At 72.4% G+C, this 12,357-nt stretch carries 10 protein-coding genes; 1 reads left to right on the forward strand and 9 read right to left on the reverse strand.

The features are described 5' to 3' along the window. The 6 genes from FKR81_RS02165 to FKR81_RS02190 all read right to left on the reverse strand — a co-directional run. A partial coding sequence (locus tag FKR81_RS02165) for a VWA domain-containing protein (RefSeq protein ID WP_146349191.1) occupies positions 1-1,099 on the reverse strand: 1,099 nt, incomplete at its 3' end. Next, positions 1,096-3,528, reverse strand: a complete 2,433-nt coding sequence (locus tag FKR81_RS02170; RefSeq protein ID WP_146349192.1) for a DUF5682 family protein — start codon at positions 3,526-3,528, stop codon at positions 1,096-1,098. The genes FKR81_RS02170 and FKR81_RS02165, both read right to left, overlap by 4 nt. Next, positions 3,528-4,604, reverse strand: coding sequence for an ATP-binding protein (locus FKR81_RS02175; protein WP_146349193.1), 1,077 nt, complete (start codon positions 4,602-4,604; stop codon positions 3,528-3,530). The genes FKR81_RS02170 and FKR81_RS02175 overlap by 1 nt, the downstream gene beginning before the upstream one ends. Before the next feature lie 19 nt (positions 4,605-4,623). After that, a complete protein-coding gene (locus FKR81_RS02180; RefSeq protein ID WP_146349194.1) occupies positions 4,624-8,133 on the reverse strand; it encodes a DUF4132 domain-containing protein in 3,510 nt (1,169 codons plus the stop codon). Between the two features lie 60 nt (positions 8,134-8,193). Beyond that, positions 8,194-8,694, reverse strand: coding sequence for a hypothetical protein (locus FKR81_RS02185; RefSeq protein WP_146349195.1), 501 nt, complete (start codon positions 8,692-8,694; stop codon positions 8,194-8,196). Beyond that, positions 8,691-9,521 carry a class I SAM-dependent methyltransferase gene (locus FKR81_RS02190; RefSeq protein WP_186762707.1) on the reverse strand — a complete coding sequence of 277 codons (831 nt, stop codon included), beginning with the start codon at positions 9,519-9,521 and terminating at the stop codon, positions 8,691-8,693. Before FKR81_RS02190 ends, FKR81_RS02185 begins: the two co-directional genes overlap by 4 nt. A 97-nt stretch (positions 9,522-9,618) precedes the next feature. Between FKR81_RS02190 and FKR81_RS02195 the strand changes: the two genes are divergently transcribed. Beyond that, the gene (locus tag FKR81_RS02195) at positions 9,619-10,152 is read left to right on the forward strand and encodes a GNAT family N-acetyltransferase (RefSeq protein WP_146349197.1); all 534 of its coding nucleotides are present in this window, start codon (positions 9,619-9,621) and stop codon (positions 10,150-10,152) included. A gap of 1 nt (position 10,153) precedes the next feature. Here the strand turns inward: FKR81_RS02195 and FKR81_RS02200 are convergent, their stop codons facing one another. The 3 genes from FKR81_RS02200 to FKR81_RS02210 are packed head-to-tail and all read right to left on the reverse strand — an operon-like array spanning position 10,154 to position 12,248. Beyond that, positions 10,154-11,026, reverse strand: coding sequence for an ABC transporter permease (locus FKR81_RS02200; protein ID WP_146349198.1), 873 nt, complete (start codon positions 11,024-11,026; stop codon positions 10,154-10,156). Further along, positions 11,023-11,832 carry an ABC transporter ATP-binding protein gene (locus tag FKR81_RS02205; RefSeq protein ID WP_146349558.1) on the reverse strand — a complete coding sequence of 270 codons (810 nt, stop codon included), beginning with the start codon at positions 11,830-11,832 and terminating at the stop codon, positions 11,023-11,025. Before FKR81_RS02205 ends, FKR81_RS02200 begins: the two co-directional genes overlap by 4 nt. 32 nt (positions 11,833-11,864) lie before the next feature. Continuing rightward, the gene (locus FKR81_RS02210; RefSeq protein ID WP_146349199.1) at positions 11,865-12,248 is read right to left on the reverse strand and encodes a GntR family transcriptional regulator; all 384 of its coding nucleotides are present in this window, start codon (positions 12,246-12,248) and stop codon (positions 11,865-11,867) included. Positions 12,249-12,357: the final 109 nt, after the last annotated feature.

The raw sequence follows: 12,357 nt of genomic DNA on the forward strand, positions 1-12,357 counted from the left end.
TGAGCTTCTCCGCGACGAACTCGGCCAGCTGGCCCGGGGTCATGGCGCCGTCGTGGGCGCCCACGGCGGCGAGGCGCTGGGCGAGGACCCGGTCGTAGTCGGGGTTCGCCTGCTCGTCCAGCGCGGCGAGGCCGAGCACGTGCGTGCCCTGCTCGACCAGCTTGCGCACCGTGCGCACGAGCTGCTGCTCGTTGCCGCCCTCGTAGAAGTCGGTGATCACGACGACGACCGCGCGGCGCGGGTTGTCGACGAGCTCCGCGCCGTACGCGACCGCCTTGGCGATGTTCGTGCCGCCGCCCAGCTGCACCTTCATCAGCAGCTCGACCGGATCGGTCACGTCCGAGGTGAGGTCGACGACCGCGGTGTCGAAGGCGATCAGGTGGGTGCGCAGGCCCGGCAGCCCCCACAGGCACGCCGCCGTCACCGCGGAGTGGATCACCGAGCTGGCCATCGAACCCGACTGGTCGACCAGCAGGATCACCTGCCACTGCTCGACGTGCCTGCGGGTGCGGGACACGAACCGGGGCTTCTCGATCGCGATGCGCCGCTGATCGGGCTGGTAGTGCGCGAGGTTCGACCTGATCGTCGCGCGGAAGTCGAAGTTGCGGGAGTTCTTGTGGTTGCTCGGATGCCGTGACCGCGCGCCGCTGAAGGTCCGCCGGATCTCGGTGACGAGCTTCGCCATCAGGTCGCGGACGACGGCCTCGACGATGCGGCGGGCCATCGCCAGCACCGCCGGGTTCATCAGGTGCTTGGTGCGCAGCACCGCGCGCAGCAGCGCGGCGTTGGGCTCGATCCGTTGCAGCACCGAGGGATCCGTGACCACGTCGGTGATCTCGTAGCGTTCGACGGCGTCGCGTTCGAGCCGCTCGACGGTCTCCTTCGGGAACAGCTGGTGCACGTCGTCGAGCCAGTCGACGGTGCGCACCACCGACTCGGCGTCGCCGCCCCGGCGGATGCCCCTCTTCGCCAGGTCGTCGTCGCGGCCGTACAGCCAGTCGAGCGCCGCGTCTCGCCCGGCCGCCTCGCCGCTCAGGCACCCGGTGTGCCGCTGCGCGGGTGCGCCGAGGATCAGCCGCCAGCGTTCGAGATCGGTCATCGCAGGCCCTCCAGCAGTTCGTCGACCCGGCGCTCCAGCGCCATCGCCTCGGCGACCACCAGCGGGTCGACCTCGGTGCGCAGCAGTGCGCGCGCCGAGCCCATCACCCCGCGATGCGCCAGCACCGCGCCGGCGATCCGTTCTCGTTCCACCGGCGGGAAGTACGTGAACGCGAGCCGCAGCGCGGGCAGCGCGATCAGAAACTCGTCCTCGGTCAGCGCGTGCACGATCTCGTCCAGCACACCGACCACGCTCGGGCTGCTCAGCACCTCCTCGCGGGCGACCGCGAAGAGCCCGGCCAGCCAGTCGCCGAGCACGTTCGGCGCCGCCATGCCCGCCGCGGCGTGCCCGACGTCCGGCTGCTCGTCCTCGCCGAGCACCCACCCGAGACCCAGCGCCGCACCGCGCAGATCCGGCGGTGCCAACGCGTCCGCGGCCACCCGGCCGGCCACCCCGGCGACGTCCGCACGAGCCACCGCGAGCGCGGGGTCCGCGTGCACCACCGCGTCGCGGGTCGCGACCAGTGCCCGCAACCGGTCCGGGTCCGCGGGCGCAGGTCCGCCGTGCAGGCCCTCGACCAGCCACAGGATCCGCCGCGTGCTCGCGTCGAGCACCGCTCCCAGCACCGGGTCGCGCGCCGTGCCGAAGAGCCGGTCGTGGCGCCACAACGCCAGCACGCCACCCAGCACGTGCCCGAGCGCGGCCAGGTCGGCGGTCACCGCGACCCGGTCGGTCAACGACGCGATCACGGTGGCGGACAACGAGGTGACGCCGCACAGCACCGCGTCGAACACGACCCCGGCCAGCTCGGCGAGCCCCGCGCAGGCGGCGCGGCGTTCCAGTGCGGTGCCCGCGGCTTCCTCGAGCGTCGCACCGAACGCGGCCGCCTCGATCAACGCGGGCACGCGCAGGTCGGAGGGCTTCAGCTCCCACCGCTCGTCCAGCGCCGGATCCGTTCCCGCCGCCGGTCCCGACACCCGGTCGAAGCCAGGTATGGCCAGCACCCGCAGGCGGTGCAGCACGCGGCTGCGTTCGAGCCCGTCCGGCTCGGTCAGGTCGAGCCGCACCTCGCCCTCGTGCCCGAGCCGCAGCGTCGTGAGCAGTTCGGTCACCGCCGTGACCAGCGGTGGTGCCGGGGTGGCCGGGTGCAGCCTGCCCGTGCGGTCGCCGCTCAGCGCCGCCACCATCTCGACCAGCGCCGGATGCGCGCCGGGCAGCAGCGGACCGCGCCGCGTCCACGGCGGCGGCTGCGTGAGGTCCTCCGACACGAGCGCGCTGACCAACCCGTCCAGCACGTCCGTGCGCGCCGGATGCGGATGCCCGCGCAGCCCGGCCAACCCGTCGGCGAGCGTGCGCGCGGCGATGAGGTCCGCCGTCGACGCCGGCTGCCCGCGCCGCCGCAACCGCGTCACGACCGACTCGACGAGCGCGTCCGCCGCGCGGGCCGGTCCGTCGGCCCACACCCGTTGGTAGTACTCGGGCGACGGCATGCCGGACTGGTAGCCGGTGAACGCGTCGAGCCGCTGGTGCGAGTACGGCACGAGGTAGCTCGCACCGGTCGACTTCGGCACCTCGGGCCACGCGGTGTCGCCGGCAGTTGTGGCGTGTGGCTGCGCTGGCGTCGTGGTGTGGCTGGGCGTCTTGGCTTTGGGCCGCTCTGGCCAGGTGGTGTCGCCAGCTGTCATGGTCTCTGGCGCTTCCGGCCACTCGGTTTCGCTGGGTGTCTTGGCTTGTGGCTGCTCGGGCGAGGTGGTGTGGCCAGCTGTCGTAGCCTTCGCTTTCAGCGCGTCCGGCGGCTCGGTGTCGCCGGCCGTCATCGCCTTCAGCGCGGGTGTGTGGAACCCGCCGGTCACCACGACCACGGGGCGGTCACCCGCGTCCGCCACCGCGGCCCGCACCCACCGCGCCATGTACTCCTCGCGCGCCGCGTCGCCGTCGTCGGCCTGCGCCGAGCCGCGCAGGAGGTCGAAGTACCGGCTGAGGCGCTCGCGGATGTCACCGGTCTCGATCTCGAACAGGTGGTCCCACAACACGTCCACGTTGTCCACACCGAACTCGCGGCACAGCCGCTCGACCACCTCGGCGTAGCGCAGCTCGGCGTCGGCGTACCGGTTGCTGCGGCCGGCGAACGCCGGGTGCCACGCGGGCAGGTCGATGAACCGCACCTCGGCTCCGCACGCACGTCCGGTCGTCAACGCGACCCACTCGGGCGAGTAGTCGCAGAACGGCGTCCACGACGCGTGGTCCGCGTCGTAGCTGAAGATCGCGATCGGCAGCTCGTGCCCGAGCAGCAGCTCGTCCACGCGGTCGTTGACGTCCGCCGGGCCCTCGATCAGGACGTACGCGGGCCGCAGCTCCTCGATGGTCGCCGCGACCAGCCGCGCGCAGGCCGGGCTGTGGTGGCGGACGCCGACGAAGGTGGCGCCCATCAGCCGGGCAGCAGGTGCCGGGCCTGGTGCAGCGCCTGCCACTGCGCACCCTTGCGCCGCACCGCGTGCTGCTCCAGGTACCGCCGCAGCCGCGCCAGGTCGTCGGTGTTGTCCTTGGCCGCGGTGCCCGCGAGGCACTCCACCACGTCCGCGGGCGTGCCCGCCTCCCCGCGCAGGAACCAGCCCCGCAACCCCACGGCGTGCGCGACCGACACCGCCTCGGCCGTGCTCATCACCGTCGACAACCGGTCGGTCCCGTTGCCCTCCCGCAGGTCGCGGAACGTCCGCACCAGCACCTCCAGCACGTCTCGCTGCGGTGCCACGCCGACCCCGGACTGCGCGAGCAGCTTCGCCGCCTCCTGCTCGACGAGCCCGAGCTCCGTCTGGAAGTCGCCGATGGGGAAGACGGTCTCGAAGTTGAAGCGCCGCTTGAGCGCGGCACTCATCTCGTTGACGCCCCGGTCGCGCGTGTTGGCCGTGGCGATCACGTTGAACCCGGCGTGCGCGAACACCATCCCGTCCGGCCCGGTCAGCTCCGGGATCGCCAGCACCCGCTCGGACAGCAGCGAGAGCAGGGAGTCCTGCACCTCCAGCGGACAGCGGGTGATCTCCTCGAACCGCACGACCTTGCCCTCGGCCATGCCGCGCAACATCGGCGCGGGCACCAGCGACCGCGTGGACGGCCCCTCCGCGACGAGCAGCGCGTAGTTCCACGAGTACTTGATCTGGTCCTCGGTCGTCGCCGCCCCGCCCTGCACGGTCAGCGTGGACTCACCGCTGACCGCGGCCGCGATCAGCTCGGACAGCAGCGACTTCGCCGTGCCGGGCTCGCCGACCAGCATCAGGCCCCTGCTGGTCGCCAGCGTCACCAGCGCTCGGTCCACGAGGGATGGATCGCCGACGAACTTCCGGCTGATGCCACGGCTGTCGTCGCCGACGACGAACCGGCGGGCCGCGTCGAGGCTCATGGCCCAGCCTGGTGGGCGTGGTGCGGTGTCCTCGGCTCGCAGGCGGGTGAGCTCGTCGGCGTATCTCAGCTCCGCCGGCGGGCGCTGAAGGGTGTTGTGGTCGCTCAAGGGTGTGCCTTCGGGTGTGTCAGTTGTGGAGTGAGGTCAGTTCGGACAGCAGCTCGGAGGCCGTGACCGGGTCCAGTTCGAGCCCGTGCGCGCGGTCCCGAGGTGCGGTCCACGAGCCCTCGCCCCTGGCGTCGAACCAGAACTCGGTGAACTTCACCTCGGGGAAGACGTCGATCGCGCCGATCGCGATGCCGGGGTCGAGCGCGGCGACGAGTGCTCCGCCGCCGGGGAGCGGGCGGGTGATCCAGCACTCCACGCCCGCGTCCTGCGGCGCGCCGCGCACCCAGCCGCGCTTGGTGAGACCGAGGACCTTGCCCACCGGCATCGGCACGTCGCGGTACTTCTCCAGCTGGGGGAGGAGCGGGCCCGCGTCGAACGCGTGGACCGGCCTGCCCAGCTGCGGGAACGGCTGGAGGATCTCGTAGTCGGCGAACACCTCGCCCCACGCCGCCGCCTCGGTGGCGAGATCGACCGGGTGCGCCACCCGCATCTTCGCGTGCTCGGGGAGCACGTAGGCGTCGTCCTGCGCGTCGGCGAGGGTCCGGTCCTCGGCCAGGCGGAACGACGTGCCGTCGGCGGTGATCCAGACGAGCCTGCGGACGATGTGCCACAGCAGCGGGTGGGCGGCGAGCACGGTGTGGAACTCGGCCGCTGTCCACTGGCGCCGGGTGACCATCGCGGCTTCGAGGCGGTGGATCTGGTCGGCCGCGACGGTGCGGACGTCCTTCTTCAGCGTCGTGAACCTCTTGTGCTCCGCCACGGCCAGGTCCTGGTCGTCGCGGGCGCCCGGCTTCGGCAGTTCCTTGCGGCGCTTGCCGTCCTGGTCGACGACGTAGGGCTTGAGCTGCTCGTCGAAGCCGACGGTGAACGTGCGCGAGCCGTAGTCGATCACCAGGGACGCGTCGTCGTCGAGACCGAGTCGCGGCACGAGACGGTCGGCGAGCTGGTCGCGGCTCAGGCCGAGCCGGGCCGCGATCGCTGCGACCTTCTCCTGCGCGCGGGCCTTGAGCGCCTTGAACTTCACCTTCTCCGCGATGCCGTTCAGGTGCGCGAGCGCCACCTCGGTGCCGATCTCGGCGAGCACGTCGAGACCGGTGACCGCCTTGGCGTGCGCGCTCTCGCCCGGCCACGCGCGGATCAGCGGCGTGAGGCGGCGGACCGTGTCGTCGTCGCCGAACCAGCCGAGCGCGGTGAGCGCCCAGCCCTCCTTCGCCGGCGCGCCGATGTCCTGCCAGCGCTGGAAGACCGCCCACGCGAACTCCGCGAGCGACACCGGGTCGCACACCTCGCGGGCGAGCAGCAGGCCCTCGTGGACCTCTCCCGGACGGGACAACGCGGCCGTCATCAGCAGGTGACGCGTGGCGCTCGACGGCAACGCGTGCGCGCGGTCGCGCAGCAGCACCCGAGGCATGAGCGCCGGATCCGCCCACGCGCCGATCACCGGCAGCTTCGCGGGCGGCGGTGCGGGCTTCTCGGCGTCGACGAGCGCCTGGATCGCGGCACGGGCGGCGTCGCCGTGCTCGGCCGCTGCTGCCACCACGTCGTGGCCCTGCTCCGCGAGGAACACCAGCGCCGCACCGGCGTTCTTGCGCGGACGGCCCGGCTTGCCCAGCGCGGCGGGCAGCAGGAACCGGACCGCCGTGTCGCCGTGGCGGGTCAGCCACGCCCTGGCGAACTCACCGGCCTGCTTGAGGCGGACCAGCCAGTCGGCCATCAGCGCGGCGACCTCGGCCGACGCGAACGGCATCAGCAGCACGCCGTTGCGATGTGCTTCCAGCGCGGCAAGATGCATCAGTGGCGGGAGCGCGTCCATGCCGTGCGCGGCCGCGAGCCGCTGGCCGCACGCGGCGGCGTAGTAGCCGGTGTTCGGCTTCCAGTCGGCGAGCAGCGGCCGCACGATCTCCTCGGGCCCCATCACGAAGAACGCTTCCTCGTGGAAGAAACGGGAACGCCGAGGGGCCAGGAACTCCTCCCGCAGCGCGGGCCAGTCCGGCTTGGCGGGGGCCGGTTCCCACGGTGTGCGCATGTCCCAGTTGCCGCGGACACTCGCCCACTCCGCCTGCTCACCCCGCGCCCACACCAGATGCGGCTCGGGCACCGGCAGCCCCTCGACGACGATCGGAGCGGCCTGCCGCACGGGCGCGGCCGGCGCGACCTGCACCGCCCACGGAGGCCGGACGAGCACCTCGGGCAGCAGTTCGGCGGGTGCCTCCGGGATCTCCACGCGCGTGGCGGCCAGCTCGGCGAGCGCCGCGCGGGTCTCCTCGGGCAGGTCGAGCGACGGGTGCTCGGTCAGGTGCGCGTCGAGCAGGTACCGCGCCGCCTCGTCCGTCGCGGCGCGCGGCGCGAGCAGTCGCGCCGCGCGCACCGGGAAGGACTTCATCGCGGTCATCGCGGCGGCGTGGACGTACTTCTGGCCCAGCCGGTCGAGCAGGACCGTGAACGCCTCGTCGGTCGGCAGCGCGGCCAGCACCTTCAGTGCGAGCTGGCGGCACTCCTTGATCTGGTGCGGACCGTCCAGCTCAGCGGCCAGCGCCGGTGCGACGGCGGGGCCGAGCGCGTTGAGCACGGTGAACATGACGCTCTCGGACGAGGTGAGCCGCGGATCCGACCGGGTCGCCAGCTCCTCCGCGGTGCCCACGCAGCACGGGCTGAGCCACCACGGGCCGTCGGTGGACGCGCTGTACGCCTCGGCCACCCAGTCGGCGCGCGTCGGCACCATGAACGCACGGCCCGATCTGGCCACCACGGAAGTGTCGATCGGTTCGAGTGCCGCGGTGGCGGCCTCGTACTCCGCCTCACCGGCGTCCGCCAGTGCGGTCCTGACCGTCGTGATCGCCTGCGCCGTCAGGCCGAACCGCGTGATGTCGTCCGCAGCGCGCGGGCGCAGATGGCGGTTGCGCGGCTGGCGGTGCAGCTGGTCCCAGGTCCAGTCGAGAGCGACCTCGGCAGTGCGCAAGGCGGCGACGGCCGCGAACGGGAGGCCGTGCTCGGCGATCCAGTGGTGGGTCGATGCGGCGCCGACGATCGTCGCCACCGCGGCCGCGCCGAGCGGGTCCGGCTCACCGGCGAGCCAGGCCCGCGCCGCCGCGACGAGCGGCGGGGCCGATTCCGGCTCGGTGAGCACCTCGTCGATCTCCTGGCGCTTGTCCTCGAGCCGCTTCCTCGTCTCGGCGACCGCGGCCTGGTCGACCTCGAACTCGCTCCACCGCGGCCGGTCGCGGCGCGGGTGGACGTGCTTGCGCCACAACGGGGGCATGACGAACGCGTCCTCGTCCGGCGCACAGGCCGGTGGAGCGGCGGCAGGCTCGGTGACCGGGCGGTAGCCCTTCTTCTCCTTCTCCGCCACCAGTTTCGCGACGTGCGCGCTCGCTTCCCGCTCGTCGGCGAGCGACTTCGTCTTGGTCTGCCCGTCGGTCTGCAGCCGCCCGAACCGGACGGTCACGTCCTTCCCCTCCTGGCCGACCTCCCAGAACTTCGCCGAGCCGTCGGCGACCAGTTCCCACCTGCGCACGTGCCACGCCCCCATGATCCGGACCTCCGATGGGGAGACCGTACGGGAGGGGTCTGACAATTCGCGTCGTTCCAGCTAGATCAGGCTGGTCAACCAGATCGCCAGCCAGAGCGACAAGCTGAGCACGACCGCGAGCAGGCCGAGCCGGACGCTCCGCTTCCGCCGCGTCACCAGGCCCACCACGATAACGACGAGCCCGCCCGCGGCGGCCACCGCACTCGTCAGGAGCCCGCCTCCCAGCAGGACGGTCAGCACCGGCTCCCAACCGTGCCCGCTGCCCGGCCCGGCGGACTGCTGCGCCCAGAAGACGACATCGCCCAACGCGGCGAGTACCGCGGTGATCGCCCCCGCGGCGACCGCCACCGCGGTGGTGCGGGTCAAGCCGCGGCCGGCCGGTCGCTGGACGCCAGGCGCGGGCCGATTCGGTGCGGGGACTGGTGAAACCGGGGCGGCGGCCGGTGGCGACGGAGTGCCCGCCGGCCTCGACGCGCGCCACTGGGCGACCGACACCGCGGTCCCGACGGCCGCCGCGATCGCGCTGATCACCGCGGCGAGCAGGGAGATCGTCTCGGTCACGGCCGCACTCCCGAGACGATCTTCACGGAGACCGGGAGATCGAGCCCGTCGGGCGTGGCGTACTCGGCGGTGATGCGCTCGAACGCGCCGCGGATGCGGCCCTGCACGTCGTCCGGCTGGCTCAGTACCAGCGCCCGAGTCCGGACAGTTCCGCCGATCATCCCCTCCCACAGCTCCGCGGCGGTGCCGACGCGATGGCCGAAGGTGATCGTCTGGACCCCGACCCCGGTGAGCCCGGCGCCGGTGAGCAGGCGGGTGCACTCGTCGTCGTCGGCGAACCGGAAGAACGGTGGGCCGACGGGGACGTCCGGCGGCGGCACCGCGCCGACCTCGCCGATCGCGTCGAGGAAGACACCGAGAAGCCGGCACCGCGCCGGGACGTCCCAGGTCGACAGCGCCAGCGTCCCGCCGGGCGCGAGCACCCTGGCCGCCTCGCCCGCCACCAGTTCGGGGCGGCCGACGTGCAGGATCGCGAAGTTGCCGACCACCGCGTCCGCCGACGCCTCGGGGAACGGCAGCCGCTGGGCGTCGGCCCGCTCGAATCGGATCCCGGGGTGCCGCCTGCCGGCCAGCGCCACCATCTCGGGGGCGATGTCCAGGCCGGTGACGCTCGCGCCGCGTGCGGCGCAGGCGGCGGCGACGTGGCCGGGTCCGCTGGCGATGTCGAGGACGCGGGTGCCCGGCCCGACCCCGGCCGCGTCGAGCAGTGGCGTGATCGTACGGCTCGTGAGCGAGACGAAGAACTGTTCGTAGCCGTCCGTGCGCCGGCCCCAGGAGGCCGCCTCGAACCGGTCGAACGCGTCGGCGTCCACCGCCTTGCCGTTCATCCGCACCACCTCGTTCTCCGTCGGCCGGGTCGATGCTGGCGGTAGGCTCGCCGGACGCATAGAGCAGAACGCCCCTTTGTCGCAACCGAAGGCTGACATGGTCGACGTGGTGCCGGAAGGCTGGCCGCATCAGGCGTTCCTGGCATCTGACCGGTTGCGCCTGGAGCCGGTCGAGGTCGCGCACGCCGAGGCGATGGAGCAGGTGCTGGCCGACCCGGTCCTGTACGAGGTGATCGGTGGGGAGCCGCCCACCGCCCCGCAGTTGCGCGAGCGGTACGGGCGATGGCAGACACCCCGGTCCGCGGACGGCGCGGAGGGCTGGCTCAACTGGATCGTGTTCCGCGCCGAGGACGATGCCGCCGTCGGCACCGTGCAGGCGACGATCACCCTTGTGGGACAAGGCGCACGGGCCGAGCTCGCGTGGGTGGTCGGCTCGTCCTTCCAGCGCCGCGGGTTCGCCGTCGAGGCGACCGGGCGAGTGATCAGGTGGCTCGCCGACCACGACGTCGTCACCCTGTGCGCGCACGTCGCCCGCGGGCACACGGCCAGCGAACGGGTCGCGGCGAAACTGGGCATGGTGCCGACGGACGTCGTGGTCGACGGTGAGCGCCGATGGATCGCTCCCGAGTGACTCAGGCCAGCCGGAGCCGCCGGTGGAGCGCCCACGCGCCGACACCGAGCAACGCGACGGCCAGCACCGCGAACAGGCCGGCCTCGATCGCCTGGAACGACCAGAACCGGTCATCCGGCTGGTACGCGACCTGCTGGACGACGCCGCCCGCCGTCAGGCAGTCGTTGATGCTCGCGGTGCAGCCGGCGGGCGAGAAGGAGACCTGGTTGCCCGCGGCGTCCACATAGGACGACTCGACCACCCACGCGTCGCGGGGGATGTCCTGGTACCGCGAGGTGATCGGTGTCCCGTAGCCGGGACGCAGCGCGTTGGCCACCGCGCCGAGCAGCGGGATGTACACGACCACCGTGACGACCATGGCCGCGAGCGTGTTGCGCATGAGCAGCCCGATGGCGGCGCTGAGCGTGAACGTCAGCAGCGTGTACGCCCCGAGCGTCAGGCCCTGGATCTCGAACGTCGGTGTCGCCAGCCGGCCGCCGAACATCACCGCCTGCAGCGGCGCCGACGACCACGCGTTCACCAGGCCGAGCACCGTCATGGCGATGACGACGGGGATGCCCGCGACCGCGATCTTCGTCGCCCACCAGCGGGTGCGCCCGATCGACTGGGTCAGCCCGAACACGTGCGTGCCGTGCTCGATCTCCCGCGCGAAGAGCGGCGCCCCGGCGAACATGCCCAGCAGCACCGGCAGCGCGATCAGCACCAGTCGCAGGTAGTTGAGGTACGTGCCGTACCGCTCGTCGATCAGGGCCTCGTTGCCGCCCAGCGAGAGCGCGTCGAACCGGACGAACGCCATCACCGCCGCCAGCACGGCGACGATCCCGATGCTGAGCAGCACCTGGAACCGCTGCTGCCGCCACGCCACCCAGGTCATGCCGCCACCTTCTTCGTCGAACGCAGGTACGCCAGCGCCAGCTCCTCGAGCGACGGCTCGGTGTTGTCCCAGCCGGGGACGTCGGTGGTGCGGGCGAGCACGGTCGCCTGCCGCCCGGTCGTGCGCGCCTCGACGACACCGTCCGGCAGCACGAGCTCGCGCGAGCCGATCAGGATCCGGTGCTGGGTCAGCAGATCGTCGACGTCGCCGTGCAGCTGGACCCGTCCGTCGGCGAGCAGCAGCAGGTGGTCGCAGACGCCGTCGAGATCGGCGATCACGTGGGACGAGAGCAGCACGGTCATGCCGGTCTCCGCGACCTCGGCCAGCAGGGACTGCATGACCTCCTGCCGCGCGATCGGGTCGAGGTCCGCGAGCGGTTCGTCGAGCATCACCAGCTCAGGGCGCCTGCCGAGCGCGATGGCCAGTGCGATTCGGGTGCGCTGGCCGCCGGACAGCGTGCCGACCTTGGCGTCGAACGGTACGTCTGCCTCGCGCACGAGGCGACGCGCGTAGCCGGAGTCCCAGTCGGGATTGAGCTTCGCGCCCGCCTTCAGCATCTCCTCGACGGTGAACCCCTTGTACAGCGGCTTGTCCTGGGCGAGGAAGGCCAGCTTCCGGTTCGTGCCGCGCTTTCCCGGTGCTTCACCGAGGACCTCGATGGAACCTCCGGTCGGGCGCAGCAGTCCGGTGGCGATGCGCATGAGGGTGCTCTTGCCCGCGCCGTTCGGGCCGATCAGCGCGGAGATCCGGCCGGTCGGCAGCTGGAACGTGCAGTCGCGCAGCCCCCAGCCGCGTCGGTAGCGCATGGTGAGCGCTGTCGCGTCCAGCGCGATGGTGGTCAACGTCCTTCTCCTTCGTAGTGCTCGTCCAGCTGGGCTTTGACAAGTGCTTCCACGTACTCGCGGTCGAGGCCCTCCGCGCGCGCCCGCCCCATCCAGGCGGCCAGCTCCTCCCGCAGCTCGGTCGGATCCGGCTGCGCCAGCGACGCGGAGACGAACGTGCCCATCCCGCGGCGTCCCTCGACCAGCCCTTCGCGCTCCAGCTCCCGGTAGGCCTTCAGCACGGTGTTCGGGTTGATCGAGGTCGCGGCGACGACCTCCTTGGCCGTCGGCAGCTGGTCGCCGGGCTGCAGCAGGCCGAGCCGCAGCGCGTGCTTGGTCTGGTTGACCAGCTGCTGGTAGGTGGCCACACCGGAACGGCGGTCGATCCGGAACTCGATCACCTAAAGACCCTTTCACTAGTCAACTAGTGAAAGGGTCGCACCGTCAGGCCGGGGCGTCAAGTGGTTCTCCCGAGGACACGGGTGTCACATTCGAGACGTGGCCGGTGTC

Source organism: Lentzea tibetensis (assembly GCF_007845675.1).
Lineage (GTDB): Bacteria > Actinomycetota > Actinomycetes > Mycobacteriales > Pseudonocardiaceae > Lentzea > Lentzea tibetensis.